The organism is Bartonella fuyuanensis (assembly GCF_014197255.1).
GTDB lineage: Bacteria > Pseudomonadota > Alphaproteobacteria > Rhizobiales > Rhizobiaceae > Bartonella > Bartonella fuyuanensis.
Map to the genome: position 1 here is coordinate 15,107 of NZ_JACIFE010000013.1, position 17,477 is coordinate 32,583.

Below are 17,477 nucleotides of genomic sequence, written 5' to 3' on the forward strand. Positions count from 1 at the left end.
CAAAGCAAAAACAAAAATACTTATTCTTTTAAAGAGGTGATTTAGCCTAAAACCGACCACGACCACCTCCAGATCTTCCGACTTTTGCTGCTGCTCCTGCCACACCTTTCGCAGCGTTACCGGCAGCTCCTGAGAGTTGAAAAGCGGCACTTTTTACTGCATTACCACTTGATCTTGCACCATTGGAAAGCATTGTGAAAATCTGTCCTCCTGAAGATACACCAGCGTTAAAGTATGGTCCACCCGAGGCGAGAGCTGTGGCAATGCCAGGAAGTGCACGGAAGATAATGACTCCTATGATCGAAATGACGATGACAGGAGGGAAAAGAACATAGATTGAGTCATATGAAACTTTGAGAACCTGCAGAATAACTTGACAGATAATTGTTCCAAGCATGATCACGAGAACTTGTAAAATGGTAAAATTGACCAGAGTTGTAATCCATGCATCAGTGTATTTTCGCGTTGCATTGAACAAATACAAACTAATGAAGAGAGGCCCAAGACCTATAATCATCACCAGTGCAACTTGTGCAAACATTTGGACAATAAAACCACCTATGCAAAAGAGAATAACGGCTAGAAGCATAATAGAACCAAGAAGACCCACAATGATCTTTTCAAAAAACCAAGCATTGTATAAGACTTCTTGATAACGAGAACTTGCCTTTAACAAAATATAATCAAAAACATTGGAGCTTGCAGGATTACTGTTAAGTGCATTCCCAATAGCGTTGGATAAATCATTAAAGAAAATATCTTTGACATAAGTATTAAACGTCTCCGCATTCGTTGCCATTGTTGTTACAACAACAATTTTAACAACATTATTGAGAAGGCTATGCATGGAGAGAGCAATGCGACCTGTCATAACATTATAGCCATACAGAAAGATAAAAATGATTGCCGCAAGATTTAAGGGAGCTGAAATAGCAGAAGATAACCCGCTCACCGTTGTATCCATTACATTGTCAAGGGGTTTTAAAACATACCCAGAAATGCTTTCAAACGGAGAAAAACTATAGTCTGACATTTGCGTTCGTGCTTTCAAGTTTTTCTTTTAATTGTTTTTCTTTTTCTTTTAATTGTGCTTCAAGATATTTATGCTTTTGTTGCTCTTCTTCTTCACGCAGTTCGTCTTTTGTTTTCGTATCTCTTGCTTGAATCATGTCAAGAGATTGAAGTTTTAAAGAACTCACTTGAAGATTCGCTTGAAGAAGAGAAAGTTTTACTTGAAGGGCCTGTAATTCTTCAGGTTTCGTGTCTGTTTTTGATTGAATACTTTCAAGCTGATGACTTATTTCTTTGATTTTATTTGCAGTTTCGATTGCACTTTGATAAATATTTTCAGCTGTTTCTGATTTTGCAGCATCTAATTTTTGTGTGCTCTCCAGTGCTTGTTTATAATATTCATCTGCATTGGGGATTGTTTGTGATATTGCATGAGAAATAAAAGAAAAAGATAACACTGTAACTAAGCCATATTTTTTCATTGATTTTTTCTCCTTTGATAAAATATGGGCAGCCATTTGTCAGGGTCTGCTCCATATTCGTTGATAATTTCATTCATGAGTTCAATATTTTTTGTTGTGCCACTTAAAACGGCGATCTCATCGTTCATGCCACGTAAGTTAAGTTCTGCAACGACGGAACTTTGGCCTTGCTTGACGAGAAAACGACGGGATTCTCTGCTTAATTCTGACTGTATTAATTCAAATTCACGCTCAGTGAGTTTGAAAGCTTCAACATAATCATTGTAATTTGCTTTTTGATTTGGAAAAAATATTTGGGTGGGGCATTGCTCAATAATTGTGTGCGCGATTGTTGAATTCAAAGCGTCTTTGGGGCTTTGTGTTGCAAAGAGCATCATGCCATTTTGTTTCCGGATTGTTTTTAGCCGATCTTGTGCAAAAGCTTTGAATGAATCATCTTCCAAGGCTTTCCAGAACTCATCAACAACAATAATAATACGGCGTCCATCAATCAGATCAAGAATGCGGTGAAAGAGATACATCATCAAGGGACGTCGAATTTCTTCATTGTCTAAGAAATCGGTCATGTCGTAACCAATAAATTGTGCATTTAAATTGAGATCATCTTGATCATTATCAAAAACCCAACCTAAATCATTGCCTCTAATCCAGCGTTGCAGCCGTATGGCAATACCTTCTTTTGAGGTGTTATCAAAAAACAGTTGAAGGGCACCAAGAGAGCGTTGTGTCGGGGGTAGGTTTTCTAAGGAATCGATGGCTTTTATGATGTCTTGTCGCTCTTCTTCGGTCACTATTTGCCCTTCAGTGGTTACAAGCTTTAAGATCCAATTCCGAAGAAAAATTTTGTTTTTTTCCGTGTACTCCATGCCCTTTAAGGGAGCAATACCCATGGGCTGACCATTTTTTAAAGGTTTATATTTTCCACCTCCAGCACGTACAAAAATCTCTGCACCCTGATCTTTGTCAAAAAAGACCATGGTCGGATTGTGTTTTTGTAATTGTGCAAGCAGAAAATTAACTATCACTGTTTTACCAGAGCCTGAAGGACCACAAACAAAAGTGTTCCCAAGATCACCATAATGAAAATTGAAATAGTAAGGTGAACCAGCCTGTGTTTTCAGCAGGGCTACAGCAGCTCCCCAAACATTATCGTTCAGTTTGCCAACAGGGAAAGAATGGAAAGGTGATAAAGCTGCAAAGTTTCTACTGGTAATGGCGCCTGAACGCGCACGATAGCTAAAATTTCCAGGAAGTTGAGCCCACCATGCTGCTTCTAATCCTAAATCTTCTCTCGCAATTACTGCACCCCCATTGGTTAAATGGGAACGAGCCTTTGATAAGTTTTCTGTCAATATTTTGGGATGATCAGCAAAAACGGCTAAAGAAATGTGATGCTCGCCCAAGACAAAACGGTTTGATTCTAAATCATCGAGTGCTTCATCGAGGGCGTTAATTTGCGAGCTAGCACGGTCGGCCGCATTAATCATTTGATTTTGCCTGCGACTCATAATCGCGCCGGCAGCTGCTTTACTTTTAAAAACAAAGGATTGTGTTAAGATGAATTCAAACGGTACCGTAAGCAAACCATCAGTCATACCAGGGCGCGTTTTAGAAGGATATTCTTTCCAGCCAAATATGCCAACAAAGCGTTCATTGCTTTCATGGCGAATTTCGATAATTTCTTTCCCAAAAATAACACGATCTGAGTAAATCGTTGAGGCAATAGTTCCAAATGTGAGAGGAATCCGCTCACGTCTTCCTCCCACTAACTGGTGAAGAAATTCACTTTGTTCGGAAAATAAAATACCTTCATGTTCATAAATTGATAGCAGACGCACTCCATACTCTTCCAAACCTTGCATAAGATCTTGGCTTAATTCTTCGATTTTACGAATAGCTTCCTCATCGGGTTCAGATTGTGTTTTTTTCGCTTTTGTTAAGCGCTGAAAAAATGAAGCTAGTTGTTCTGTTCTATCCGCTGCGGGATTCCAAAGCAATGAAATAAACAGATCATTTCTATACAGTTCTTGAGAAACCATTTTCTTTTTATATTTTTCATCTAATTTTGTCGCAAAAGATGAAAGAAAATGACCTTCTGGATAAATCGTTTCACGACGGCGGATGATATGAGAATATAAAGCAACACGTTCATCTGCGATATTTTTCAAAAGAGTGTTTAATTGGTTGTGTAAAGAATTTAATTGATCAATATCTGCAGTGTCAAAATTTACACCTTCCACAGCCATCACCAGCATTAAACAGCGCGAATTTAAAGCGATAACATGTTGGTTGATGTAGCGTATATAGGGAATATATTCTTCAGGCAAAGTTTCCCGTTTCATCATTGACATCTGTTTCACCGACTTAGTTCCTTCAGAGTAGTTCCTTATAAGTGCGGATAAGACGTAAGGGAGAGGTAGAACCTCCTCCCCATCGGGTGAGGTTTTTTTGTTTTCCTCTGGTATTGAGCCAAGCAAATAATACGCGAAATTGGTTGTGGTCATGTTTTGTCACTTCACGCAAAATAAAGTGCATCCCAATTCCAAGACCAATCATGGTAAAACCACTGGTTAAAATAAAGAGAATAGATGTCGCCATGACATTGAGTGCCATTGCTTCCATGGTGACACCAGCAAACATGGTAGGACGTGTACAGGCAAGAAAAAGAGTGTCTTCGTTCATTTATGTTGTGCTCGCTAATTTAGAGACAAGAGCAGGGGCACCAAAAACAATAGCAATACCAAGAACACAATACGCTGCTTTACGTAAATCAATAAAGCCGTACATCCAGCCAATACCTACAGCAGCAACACATATAATTGCAATGAGCTTTGCTGTTGGACCTGTCATCATTGTAACAATGTTGCCTAAAACACCATCAAGATTTCCTAGACTACCACCACTAGAAGCAGAAGCAGCATAAGAAGGATCTGATACAAGAAACGCTGTAAAAAGCAGCATGATAACGATAAAAATGATGTTTTCGGATCTATTATTTGTCATTTTACCTCTCTTTAACAAACAATATTTGTTTATATGTCGACATTCCATTGTCTCTAAAAACTGAAGAATTTTGTCATTTACAGACCAAATTCTCCTTATTTGTTTATAAAGTCTTGATAAATGGGGACGCCCACTTTCAAATGCTTTTTTAAAGAGACAGAAGTCTTTTCAAATTGAGATTGTATTATATGAAAATGGCAATTTTAAGTTGTGCATATTGGTAAAAATAATAATGTTAAAACAATGCAAGAAATGATATTATTCTTTACAAAATGTAGTTAATGTGCAACACATGTATTTTGGTTTTTTCTTTAAAAACAAAGGGTTTGCTGATAAGGAATGTGAAATTATAGGAAAACAATGATTTATTTGAGTGAGCGTGTTAAGAAATGCGATTTAAATTGATTGTTATTATTTACATTATGGGTTCCATAGTGTGGGGATTAAGCCAATACAAAGATAAAATAGATTTAAGCGTTCTTAACATATTTAAGATGCAAGATGTCCAAGATATTGTTGATCACTATCGAGAAGAAGAAAAGTTCGTTAAATCTATCACAAAACAGAAATTAGAAAAAAATAAACCAGCTCCCAATTGGCAGCAGAGTGTTTCATTAAATGATGTTGCAAAAAATGCTGTGGTTTTTCATGGTAGAGCATCTGTTACGAGTGGGGTTACATTTAAATTGCTCACGCCTGTTGCACAATCTTGGCGATCACATATCACTCGGGATATTCATCTTTATGGTGTGGACACATGTGCACCACGTCAAAAAGCAAGATTAAATAATCAAGAATGGCCTTGTGGTGCAGTTTCAACAGCTTGGCTGGTCACCAAAACACTTGGTCAGGATTTATCCTGTAAGCAGGTTTTTATGCACAATGGTATTTATTATGCGCAGTGTTTTGTACAAGAAATTGATTTGGCAGAGGCTGGTCTTACAGAAGGGATGTTGTTGCTCTCAAAAGAGGGTGAAAATTCTATTCCAACCCAGTATCATCATGCGGAAGAAAAAGCACGTGATAAAAGGATAGGGCTTTGGTCAAGTGATTTCATTGAACCTTTAAAATGGCGGCGCAATAATGGATCCTACAACCCATTTTCTCACCCGTAATTGGTTTTAACAAGAATATTTATTTAAATCTTTATAGAGGCGATTTTATCAAGACAATCTGCAACAGATCATAGGTAAATTGGAATAAGCTGTGAAATTATTTTCATTTTTGAAGTAAATGAAGAATACAATCATTTTTAAGAAAGCTTTACTCTTAAAATAGCTTCTCTATTTTTACTTATGTATTTTATAAAAGAAGGGAAATGCCGTTGTTGGTAGGCAAAAGGTGTTTGAGTATTGGTGCTTGAAAGAGAAAGTGAGAAGATAAAAAATACTCAAGAAATGGATCTCTAAAATAGGATTGGTCAAAGTAAAAATAAAGATTCTCACATAGGGTAATATTTGATATAACTGATAGAATATTTCACAAAGGCTTTTAAAAATATAGAAAAATTTCTTTTAAATTAGAATTTTGTTCAGTATTAAAGCAAGGCTGGTCACTTCTTAAAAAGTGATCAGTCTATAGCATTTGTTGAAAATTTTTCATTTAAAATTATTTGCGTCTAAATTCAGTCTTCTAAATAATAGATTGATCTTAAATAGATCTCTTACCAAAGAAATCCTCATAAAAACGATGCATCGTTGATTGTTTTCTTATTGCAAGTTATTTTCATTTAAGCATTAAATGGGGTAAAATAATGACCAAAATCTAAATAGATAAAACAGGACGCGTATTTTTTTGTTATGGCTTTATAAACCATTGATTGTGGTTTTAACTATTCTAATGTTCATCGGCTATCCTAGGGATAAAAAAATACCTGTTGCAATCTCTATATTTGAAATCAATTGAACAAAAATGTTCATGCGGGTGCTGAATTCTTCATTTTTATTCAGCTTTGGCTTTTTTCTCCTCATTGTACTTTGTGATAAACTTATCCAGTGGTTGTCGTGAGCTCTTCTTGTGTTGTTTTATGCATTGGGCTTACTTTGAAAATAAGCAAGAGATGACAAAAATTGTTTTCGCATACAGTATGAAAATTCAAAATCCATTCTTGGGAGGATGATCTTCACATAAGATATTTAAAGAGGGATAAAATGAAAAAATTATTTTATTATGCATGGTTTTATTATTCGTCATGGGGGATGAAAAAAACTATAGTGCAAAAAAATTTAAGAAAGATGCAAAATTAAGAAAAGAATGGGGAAAGAAGTGTTTTCTTTTAGAACAAGCTGTTAAGTAATCTAAAAATTGTCATAAGAGCGTAAAAGCAGATAATGAAATATTTTTTCACAAAAACCTGTTTCTAGAGATTGAAGATACGGCTTTTAAGAAATACACACCTCAATATGGTAAAGTAGAGGCTATCAATTTCTAAATAAAGAAGTTATCGTTCAGCGGGTAATTGCTTTTTGAATTTTTATAGCGGCAATTTTCATCATTTTTCATTTTTTAGATGGGCTTTCAAAATTGTAAAGGCAATCATATTGTTTGTTTTATTTTTGTTGGATTAAGGATTCTGATCACGAGAGAGTTGGATTGCGTTGTCTTAGGGTGGTGTTGGTGGATCATTGAAATTTAAAGGAAAAAAACGTGCCTTTAAGAATTTATAACAGATACTAAGTTTTTATAGCAGGTTTTATGAAATGCATATTGTCTAAAATCAATGGAGTGTCTACAGCAAAGGGGGAGCTCTTTAAAATACAGATAAATGTTTATCCTGTCCTGTAAAACACGATCATTTGCAGGGTGCAGATGTAAGGCGCAAAAACTTTATGCAGAGGGTATTTTGATGAGAGAATGTGGTGGATATTCGAGGGAGGGCTTGTTTGTATAATTTTGTGAAAGAAACTATGTGAAATAGGAAGCCAAGAAGGAGCTGTTTTTGAGAAGAAGGATTGTTTATCAATCAGTTGAAGAGGGATTTGCATCCTTTGAGGTGTGGAAAGGAAGCTAAAACAAATTATGCATCCTATATCCTGTGCTTTTAAACGTTTTTATTTTGGTCAGAGATTAAGTTTAAAAGTGCTTTCTGTTTAACAGAAAATAAATTGGAAAGATGCTCCAACTTTTATCCAACACTTTTATCAAAAAATGACAATGACATAATTGGCTTTGTATTTTCTTATCCTTATAGAACGACCTCCTTTTACAGGATATCTATTCTATTTGTGAAGAACAAACGGAAAGATATGAACAATTCTTGGTTTGAGAATATAAAAAATCTATGCGATACAACAACAAAGTTGTGTTTTTATTCTTAAAAGCATTCGAAATTTTGAAATAAATACACTTACTTATTTCATAATAATTCTTTATTATCTGCAATTTATTGTAGTTTCTTAATGTGAATTTCCTGTCACATTCTATGAGCAAAATGAAACTTAAAGTATTTCTCATCGGTTTCATTCTAGTTTACATGATTGGTTAGCACGAAAACCATCATTAACCACTGGTCTCTTTTAGAGACTCGATAAACTAAGCTTTCCTTAAAATTGTACATAAAAACATCCCGTGCGTAAAGTTTTCCATGAACCAAACATCATCATAAATGATACTACAGCATAATTAAGATAAGTTAGAAAGAAAGATAAACTTTTAAAATAAAAAATTTATCGATTTGAAACTTATGAAATTTAAAGATTAAAATCGCAAGAAATTTGAAAAATAGCATTTTCCCTTGGTATATTGATTGTTATTGTCTAAGATATTTTGCACTTATTCATTTACGACCTTTTTCATCATGGATTTTAACGGATTAGAAAGAAACAAGCAGTAAACTTTTGAATGATAACAAAAGCTATAAAGTTAACTTTGAAAAATAATGCCTAGATCAGATCTTCAGATATTCGATTCTCCCTCTCAACAACGGAAACAACATATATTCCATGATATTCTGGAATATATCTTTGTGATTATAATTACTTTAAGTGCTATTTTTACTGCTCTTCTTTCTTTTTCAGATAAATTTAGTGTCTATTTTTAAAAGTAAGCAACTTATCCAATTTTGATAATGGCTGAACAGTCTTTAAAATTTCTTTTGCTTTTTTTTCATCACGTTGCATTTGTGCAACTAAAGGTTCAAGCCCTTCAAATTTTTCTTGTCCCCGCAAAAACTGGAAAAAAGAAACAGTACAGCTTTCCCCATAAAGGTCATCGTTAAAGTCAAACAAATAAGTTTCTAAAAGTGGTGCTCCATCTTTAACAACGGTTGGACGACAACCAAAGCTTGCAACACCATCATACAAAACGCCGTTTGCACGACGCAAACGTACTGCATAAACACCATGTGCCAAACGAACTTGAGGAGCTAACATCTGATTAGCAGTAGGAAATCCCAAAAGACGTCCAAGTTTGTCGCCTTGAATAATCTTGGAGTGTACCCGATAGCGATACCCTAACAAATGGGCTGCTTTTTCTACTTTTCCTTGTGTGAGAAGATTCCGAATAAAACTCGAAGAAATGATTAACTGTTGTGAATCTTGAGGATAAGAAACGCAAGGAACGAGCACAACCTTAAATCCATATTTTTCTCCCTTTTGACAAAGAAGATGTGAATTGCCACTTTTCTGATGACCAAATTGAAAATTCTCTCCTGTTACCACAACTGAAACATCAAAAGCCTGTTTTAAAATCGACTTGATAAATTCATCTGCTGAAAGAGTAGCAAAAAGTGCATCAAACGGCTGTTCAAGCACACCATTAAAGCCAAGGGTTTTAAAAATTTCAGCTTTTTCAGCGGCCTCTGTCAGACGATAGATAGGAGCTGAACGTTGAAAAAAATTTCTTGGATGGGGTTCAAAGGTTAAAACAATTGCTGGTTTCTTTTTTCTCTGTGCGAAATCAAGCGCTTTTTGCAACACCACTTGATGTCCGCAATGAACACCATCAAAATTTCCAAGAGCCAATACAGCTTCTCGCCAAGCCGTGGGAAACCTATGAATTTCCTGAAGACGCAAAAAATTAGCCATTACTGAAGTGCCCACATGATTGCTTGTGGTTTATAACCATAACGCTCTAGAAGAGAATGCAAAGCTTGCTTATCTACCACACCATTTTGCATATAATCATAACGATGAATCCCCCCCATAATATAAAGGGCATCAAGACCAAAATGGACTGCTCCTTTAACATCAGTCAAGAGACCATCACCAATAGCTAAAATTTGACTTTTTTCCACTACTCCATGAATTTTTTGAAGTTTTTCAAAGGCACATTCATAAATAGGCGCGTGGGGTTTTCCAGCAATGCGTACCTCCCCCCCTAATTGTTGATAGAGATGTGCCAATGCGCCAGCGCACCAAAATTCCTTATTTCCATAATGGACAAGCATGTCAGGATTAGCACAAATAAAAGGTAAATTCCGTGCCCGCATGCGGCGAAACATCTCTTCATAAGCAGAGGGGTCTTCTTCAAAATTTTCAAGAAAGCCGCTACAAACGATAACAGAAGCTTCCCATTCTTCAACAAATTCACATTCTAACCCTTCAAATAGCACTAAATCACGCTGTGGACCAATAAAAAAAATTTTACGTGGTGCAACCCGAATAAGATCGCGCGTTACATCCCCTGAAGTGATAAGAGCATCATAATAATCACTATGCACCTGCATGCTTTGTAATTGGGCTGCGACACCTTCTCGTAGTCGAGGAGAATTGGTCAATAAAATGACACTTTTTCCCATTTGCCGTATTCTATACAACGCTTTTAACGCTGGTGCAAATGCATGGACGCCGTTATGCACAACACCCCAAACATCGCAAAAAACAGCATCATAATGTGTTATAAAAGTCTCAATATGGGTAAGTTCATTCATGATGTACCTATCTCTATTTATCGTTTATCAGGCTGTCTTTTACTTCGAAACTACTTATCGAAAGATATGAGGTCTGTCATCTGCTTTCTCAAACTATATCCCAACTTTGTAGTGTTTATAGAGATCATAAGAAATAATAAAATAAATAAGTTATCATTAAGTTATGCAAAATTTAAAATGCTTTATATTAGAAACTTATCGTTCTCAAAAACTTATTTTTTTCATAAAAATTTCAATTTTCGCAACAACTTGCACGCATGCAGTTTTTTAGCGAAAATACTCAAGTTCTTAATTTGGAAACTCAAAGAATCCTGCTCCCCTTAAAAAAATTGCTTCCTTAAAGTATAAAAGTATTGATTTATAAATAAGTGATCGAGCTTTGAGAAATTTCTCTTTAAAATAAGTATATGCATGTGCAAAAATCTATAACATTTTGATTTTATTTGACATGATGGGTGTTCATTCATGAAACTTGCTCCTCTCATCAAGAAACCCTAGCCGCTTAAAAGAAAACCATTTTTTTCAATCACATAAAAAAATAAATCCTTTTGGTTATTGGTTCAGAATAACACCATAGCGGGTGGATGATTTGATCTTCAAAACCAAGTTTATCTTTGTGAAAAACAAATTTGAGACCATGAATTGAGGAAGCAAGTCTTAAAAATTTGGAAGGTAAACAGCTGCTCATTAAAAAAATCTCTTTGTTTAAGAAAAACTATTTTATTACTACTCTCCTCTAAAATTACTTTACTCATTGGAAAATGTTTTCATCATAGATGCTGCGGTTAAGAGGGAACTGAAAGTTCGAAACCCTAGCTAAAAATAAACCCATTTTGTAGGGATTTCGGAAGTTTTTTCTTTGTCCAGGTGCTTTTGGACACTAAAAGCAAAAAACTCACGAGAGTTGAGTATTTTCAGACTTCCGGAAGACTAATGGGAAGGTGCTCACGCTTGGTGAGAAAAAATGCAAGTTCAAAATTCTCATATTGGTATTTTGGTCGGAAATAAAATTTGCTTTAGGTGAAAAATATTAAAAGTGTTTCAAAAAACATTCGGGTATCATTAATATGAAGGCATCATTGAGGTGTTACTTTCCAACAAATCCAAGAGTGTGAAAAAGGCTTAAATTGTGTGAGCGCGATGCTTAAAGAAAATTTCCGATAGCTTGGAGGTTCCTATTGCCTTTTTATGTTGATAGCATCCCAAAAGAATATCTCTGTACTTTCATGCTGAAACTGCATCGAGCAAAGAGGAATCTTTGCTTTTAAAAAGGTTTATAATTCTTTCATTCAAGATTGTATGGGGTCGTTTTTCTCATAAAAATTTTTCTTTTGTTGTTATTTGTAAATTAATATTTTACCTCCAAAGCAGTCAAAAATTGAAGTGGTTTAGTGCTTTCTTTGTTGTTTCGGTTTTTATATGTTAGATGGAGGCAAGACTATTGCATAGAGCTCTTTGAGTAATCTTTGAAACCGATCGATAGCCTTATTAGGGAAATAATATGAATATTTAAAGGGGAAGTTGGTTGATTTTATCATCTCTTTATAAATTCAGTTTTGTTATTTGTAAAAGTATTTCAAGCAATAGCTCTTAAAGAATGAAGGTAACGCATTACCTTAGGTTTTCTTGTTTTTTGAATAGGATCACGGCTTTTATGTAAAAAGTAGAAAGCTCCAAACGAAATATCCTTGTTTTGCTAATTTATACGCTTGTTTTAAAGAAATTTCTATATCCATTTTACGATGGTGCTCATCTATGGTATAATGTCAAATTTGTTGAGCACTATTAATTTTTATGTTTAATAAAAGGGTAAACCTATATCATCCGTTATATTAACGAGTTGCTATTATTTTAAAGCTTTTGGCTATTTGAGAGTATTCATAAGAAGTGTTCTTTCTTAATCCATTTTTATTTACATGGGGTTATTGTCGCTTTTGACATGCAAGAGAGTTGATTCATGGTAAACAAATTTGAAATGAGAGAATCTTCTAGGATTAGGGTTGCTTTATTCAAGGTAAAAACGATTATTATTAGCGATCAAGATGTTGTAATTAACCATAGATTATAGAGTACAGATTTTTTATAGAATGCTTTGTGCGCTTTTTATGGGGAATGAGAGGTTTTTTTAATGGTTTTACTGTCGTTTTAGGTGCTTGTGGTGTGTGAATGAGGTGGATTGGAAAAGGAAGAGCAAGAGAAAAAGAAGGTGAAATACTGATGAGAGATAAAATGAAAATAATATTTCCTTGCTTATCTTGTGAATTTGCATGCATTTTATGGCTCCAGGTGTGTATGTTTTTTGCATAAGATTCAAACTCTCTTGCAGAATTTTGTGAAGTAAATTGCATGAACTGGAGTACACAAGAGAAACGCGCAAGGCAAAGATTATTTTTTATAAATCGGTTTGGATTTAAGAAGCTTTGTCTTTAGGGTGAGGGAGGAAGTTCATGAAACTTCTGTTTAAAGACGTGCTAAACGATAAAGATGCAGCGAACGTGTACCGTGATGGCAATAGGCAAGCAGAGGGAGAGCGGCTGTTTTTAAAATTGTTTGCATGGTTTCAACATCTGATTTTTTTATGGTCGGAGGAGAAATGGGAATGTGATAGACTTTTATGCCATATTCATTTGCGACCGTTTTAATGCTAGAAAAATTAGGTTGATCAGGCTCTTCGTAATCGGGACGGTTACAGATAATTGTTTTAAAACCAGCTTCTGCCAATGTTTTGATATTTTCTATGCTAATTTGGGCGCTGATAAAAATGTCAGGTTCAATTTTTTGTAAGTTCATTTTTGTTTTTGTCCAATTACATGGTCTTCATGATATTGTTTTGTCTGTAAAAATATGATGAAGGTAAGTTCTTCGACGGCATCTTAACAAAAATATTCTTTTTGTCGAGAAAATCTCTTTGGGAAAAATGAGTTGTAAAGTGCAAAACATCTTTATCCGCAACATGTTCGTTATTCGATCTTATCTAAAGGGAACAGATTGTTCTTCTATGGATAATTCATTGTGTTCTTCTGTTTTTAGCTCAAGAAAAAGTTCAAGTTGGCACCAGCATACATTTTTCTAGCCATCGAGATTGGAAGAGTTCTTGGTGCTTAAGATTCTTTATATTTTAAAGTGTTTTTTTCTTATCTACCAGCTTTGCTTGTGATAGATAAATAAGGGATTAATATAAGAGGGGGGGATGAGAGAATCTTCCTGGTTTTGGATTTCTCAATGCAATAAGCAAAAGAATAAATTCTCCTTATAATTTATTGTATATTCAGGGCAGAATTTGTTTGTAGAGCTGTATCAAGCGGAGTATATGAAGCAGAAAACTAATTAGAAGCTGTGAAAAAAGAGGAAGAAAGAAGAGTCTGTCGATTGTTTAAATTTATTTTCTTATCCTCAAGAATATCATTTTCAGTATGTGTTTGCTGCTCATCCTGAAAGAATATTATAAAAATAAAATTAGGGGCTGTTGTTTTTATTTTAAAAATAAGAAAAATGGTTGTTCTGCACGTGTTGGATTCTTGCTTCTTTTGTTGTTTTCTGTACAATCGTAAAAACGATAAGGCTGAAAGGCGTAATGGATGATCATTGGACTTTTGAATCAAAAGGGAGGCGTAGGGAAAACTACGTTGAGTGTGAATCTTGCCGCTAGCTTGGCATGTACCGGTGCGCGGGTATTGCTTATTGATGTTGATCCACAAGGAAGTGCATTGGATTGGGCTGCTGCGCGTGAAGATGTTCCTTTGTTTTCAGTTATTGGTTTACCGCGTGCAACAGTTCACAAAGAGATACCGCAAATCGGTCATAGTTACGATCATATTATTATTGATAGTCCGCCGCGTGTAACTGAGCTTGCTCGGAGTGCTCTTATGGCTTCTGATTTGGTGCTTATTCCTGTTTTGCCTAGTCCCTATGATATTTGGGCAGCTGATGGAATTGTAAAGCTGATTGATGAAGCACGCGTTTATAAAGAGAATCTTAAATCTGCTTTTGTTATTAATCGTAAAATAGTTAATACAGCGATAGGGCGTGATGTGAACGAAGCTCTTGGCATATATCCCGTGCATGTTCTTTCTTCTAGCGTTGCGCAGCGCGTCATTTTTGCAGAAGCAGCAGCACAGGGAAAGGCTGTTTATGAAGTTGATAAGCAAGGACCCGCAGCTGCAGAGATTGAAGCTGTTGCAGCAGAAATCAAGGAATTAGCACAATGAATAAAAAAATTAAAATTGGTACAAAACCCACCAATAAGTCAATTCCTTTAACGGCTGATTCATGGGTCGCAAGCCATAAAGGGAGCATGAATGGAGGTATGAAGCGCCTCACGATTGATATTCCAGAAAACTTGCATCGGTTAATTAAGGTAAGTTGTGCCAGTCGTGGAACAAAAATAGCTGATGAGGTACGCGAATTACTTGCACAAAAATACGGAAAAGCATAAAAATGATCGGAGATAATAACTTTGGTTGGTTTGAAGGTTTTTTTTCTAAAGATAATATCGGTTATTTTTATACGAAGTTAAGAATGATAAAAACCCTTTTTTTCACGAGCGGGCTTCATTTAAGTTGTTTTCCAGAAAGCTCTCTATCATTTCATTCAATAGCTATGAAGTCATGAAAAGTTCTCCGTCTTTTTCCTATTAATGATAATCATGATACTCTTTGCTATCTGTTTCGAAGCTAAATAGATAAGTTTATGCCTCTATAGAACTTATCTTGATCATGATTTTCGAGGTGAAGTTATTTTTTCTCCTAGGTAATGCTTCATTTTATTACATTATAATCCTATTGATTTTATAAGGGGAATAAAAATAAATAAAATTTACTAATATTGGTACTATTGGTGCACTATAATTTTTTCTCATAAACAAAAGAAGTCATTGAATAATGATATCGAAAGTATTTTTTACATTTATATGATTTTATAGGCTGAAATATTGAATGCTACTGGAATAGTATGTAAGAAAATGAGTGTTTTTTGCTTTTATCAGAGGATAAGACTATTTCGTTAGCATTTCTATAGGCATTTAAAAAATACAGGGAAGGCTTAAATTTTTCTTTCTTTGAGTGATGTAAGAAAATGAGAAGAGTACAATCCAGCTCATTAAAAGATTGCTTGTTTCATGTGTAGGAAATTCGCAATGGATAGGGATATTGTGAATTGTAGATCAGAGATTCATGTGATTCTCATTCTGAAGTGGTTTTTGAAGGAAAAGAAATGATTAAAAGCTTGTTGAGAATGTTGAGATATCAATTTTTTCCCTTTTAAAAGAGAGTAAATTTTATCTTGAACATCAAAGATGTTGGGTTAGTAAAGGAACCCCTTTTTTCTTTGAGGGGGGCGTTCTTCTTGGGTCTTAAATTTAAAGTGCTTCTCTGAGGATTTTACCAAAAAGGCAAGAGAATGCGTTTAGGATATCTCTATTATGAGAGCTAAAACAACAAAAACATTGATGCTAACGATCAACGTTGAATAAAGCATAGCGGTTTTTATGAGATCAGCCATTAGAACCTCTTTCTGTTTTTGGGGAGGGGATTTTTTGAATAACAATATGTTACATTCCGTAATATATGCTGATACAGTATAGTCGGCAAGCTTAAAATCTTTTTTAATCAAGGCTTGAAGAATTGAAACACTGTGAGATATAAAAAGGAGAGGCTTTAAAGTGAATCTTGCTTGATTACATAGGTTTTATGTTGCAGAGGGATTTTTTTATCTTGTTATGTCGTAAAATAATGTCATTTGAGGTGTAGGGAGGGGAAATCCTATACGTTTTCTGATTATTTTATCTCATACAGGATTGGTTAATGCTGTTTTAATCGGAGGATGCTCCTGCACAATGTTACGACAGTTTTTGGCTTTTAGGATGATTCATAAGAGGCATTTTCTTGGAGTGGTTTTTATCGATATATCAGGCTTTGCTTGTGATGTGAAAGAAATGATTTTAATTTATTCAACATAGAAATAGATTTGAAATGCGATAATTCTACGATCATTTAAGGTTTTTACTGAGGATACAAAATAATGAATTATTTATATAAATAAGGCATGAATTTATATGAATAAATATTTCAATATAATTATGAAAGAGAATAGCTTCATTTAAAAGGTTGAAAATCAGAGGGAATTCATAACAGAAATTGCACTTTTATAATAACCTTTATTATAAAATGATTGCTTCCATATTTTTATATCAGTAACGGATGGAAAACAACGATACTAAGCGTGACCTATGCGTTATTGAAGTAAAATAATCTACAGGAAGATGAGGTGGAATTCTGAAAATATCAATGTGGGGGAGAATTATGCGGTATGTGATTAAAGGCGTATCGAACTGATGACTAAGAAACTCTTGAAAAGGTTTAAAAAATCTTATATAGTCTTTTGTTGCAAAGAAAAGCGAATGATCATTGAAAAAGGGAGATTAATGGCTGTTTAGCTATTTTAAGATGTCTTTTTAATATTGCTATATGGCTGACCTGTTCAAAAGAGTATCCTTTTTGTGTTTTGTGCAAAATGCTGCATGTATGCAGAGTGAGCATGGGGGAAGGTGTGTTCTTTTTTAATGGGTGCAACCTAATCTTGTAGGATGCTATCTTATGACTATCTTTAGGAATGTCAGGAGGTTGCGGGTTTTGAGGTGTTGGGGGAAGCCATAAGATTTATGGAGGGCAAAATGTTGCTATCGATAAAATGCTGAAATCTTTTCAGAGGCTGAGGCCTTTATATACTGCGCGTTTTTATTGGTAGATGTTTTTTAGGGCTAAGATTATAGTCAAAGCGTTGTCGTTTTCTGTCAAAGGCTTAGGAGGGGTAAAATAGGCAAAGCTAAATAGACAGAGCAAAAACAAAGAAAAACAAATGCCGAAATTTCAAGATTGCTGCGGAAAGGTTTAAGTTTAGAGCGTTTTAGTGAATTCGTATAGCAGCAATGATGGTTTTGGAGCAAAGCAAGAAAAATATTTCAGAAAATGCGTTGAAAGTTGAAGTGGTATACGCTTTTAAGGGTTGTCGTGCTGTTGGCTGAATAATGTTCACACCACGAGTTCAATAGGGTGTATCAGCTTGAAGAGGAACTGTTTAATCTCTCTCATTTGAAAGCAAGATTGAATAATATG

Annotated in this window: 12 protein-coding genes; 3 read left to right on the forward strand and 9 right to left on the reverse strand. The window is 34.9% G+C overall.

Annotation, left to right across the window (positions count from 1 at the left end; all coding sequences use genetic code 11):
* Positions 1–46: 46 nt before the first annotated feature.
* From GGR08_RS05500 to GGR08_RS05520, 5 genes are read right to left on the reverse strand one after another with little or no spacing between them, the layout of a single operon-like run.
* Entirely contained in the window at positions 47–1,033 is a 987-nt protein-coding gene (locus GGR08_RS05500; RefSeq protein ID WP_183194376.1) for a TrbL/VirB6 family protein, read from the reverse strand.
* Positions 1,020–1,493 carry a type IV secretion system protein VirB5 gene (locus GGR08_RS05505; protein ID WP_183194377.1) on the reverse strand — a complete coding sequence of 158 codons (474 nt, stop codon included), beginning with the start codon at positions 1,491–1,493 and terminating at the stop codon, positions 1,020–1,022. Before GGR08_RS05505 ends, GGR08_RS05500 begins: the two co-directional genes overlap by 14 nt.
* Complete coding sequence (locus tag GGR08_RS05510; RefSeq protein WP_183194392.1) at positions 1,490–3,844, reverse strand: VirB4 family type IV secretion/conjugal transfer ATPase; 2,355 nt, start codon at positions 3,842–3,844, stop codon at positions 1,490–1,492. Before GGR08_RS05510 ends, GGR08_RS05505 begins: the two co-directional genes overlap by 4 nt.
* Positions 3,845–3,866: 22 nt before the next feature.
* Positions 3,867–4,175, reverse strand: coding sequence for a VirB3 family type IV secretion system protein (locus tag GGR08_RS05515; RefSeq protein ID WP_183194378.1), 309 nt, complete (start codon positions 4,173–4,175; stop codon positions 3,867–3,869).
* The gene (locus GGR08_RS05520; protein WP_183194379.1) at positions 4,176–4,496 is read right to left on the reverse strand and encodes a TrbC/VirB2 family protein; all 321 of its coding nucleotides are present in this window, start codon (positions 4,494–4,496) and stop codon (positions 4,176–4,178) included.
* Between the two features lie 389 nt (positions 4,497–4,885).
* On the opposite strand from GGR08_RS05520, the gene GGR08_RS05525 reads away from it, so the two are divergent.
* Entirely contained in the window at positions 4,886–5,611 is a 726-nt protein-coding gene (locus GGR08_RS05525; RefSeq protein WP_183194380.1) for a thermonuclease family protein, read from the forward strand.
* Positions 5,612–8,518: 2,907 nt separating this feature from the next.
* Here the strand turns inward: GGR08_RS05525 and GGR08_RS05530 are convergent.
* The 4 genes from GGR08_RS05530 to GGR08_RS05545 all read right to left on the reverse strand — a co-directional run bounded on the left by GGR08_RS05530 (position 8,519) and on the right by GGR08_RS05545 (position 13,155).
* Positions 8,519–9,520 (reverse strand): bifunctional riboflavin kinase/FAD synthetase, encoded by a 1,002-nt coding sequence (locus GGR08_RS05530; RefSeq protein ID WP_183194381.1) that lies wholly within the window; start codon positions 9,518–9,520, stop codon positions 8,519–8,521.
* On the reverse strand, positions 9,520–10,365 hold the full coding sequence (locus GGR08_RS05535) for a TIGR01459 family HAD-type hydrolase (RefSeq protein WP_183194382.1): 846 nt from the start codon (positions 10,363–10,365) through the stop codon (positions 9,520–9,522). The genes GGR08_RS05530 and GGR08_RS05535 overlap by 1 nt, the downstream gene beginning before the upstream one ends.
* Positions 10,366–12,416: 2,051 nt before the next feature.
* Positions 12,417–12,638: a hypothetical protein gene (locus GGR08_RS05540; RefSeq protein WP_183194383.1), complete on the reverse strand. Its 222-nt coding sequence runs from the start codon at positions 12,636–12,638 to the stop codon at positions 12,417–12,419.
* A gap of 187 nt (positions 12,639–12,825) precedes the next feature.
* Positions 12,826–13,155, reverse strand: coding sequence for a protein tyrosine phosphatase family protein (locus tag GGR08_RS05545; RefSeq protein WP_183194384.1), 330 nt, complete (start codon positions 13,153–13,155; stop codon positions 12,826–12,828).
* A 788-nt stretch (positions 13,156–13,943) separates the two neighbouring features.
* Here GGR08_RS05545 and parA point away from each other — a divergent pair.
* Entirely contained in the window at positions 13,944–14,573 is a 630-nt protein-coding gene (gene parA, locus GGR08_RS05550; protein WP_183194385.1) for a ParA family partition ATPase, read from the forward strand.
* Positions 14,570–14,800: a plasmid partition protein ParG gene (locus tag GGR08_RS05555; protein ID WP_183194386.1), complete on the forward strand. Its 231-nt coding sequence runs from the start codon at positions 14,570–14,572 to the stop codon at positions 14,798–14,800. The genes parA and GGR08_RS05555 overlap by 4 nt, the downstream gene beginning before the upstream one ends.
* The last annotated feature ends 2,677 nt before the right edge of the window (positions 14,801–17,477 follow it).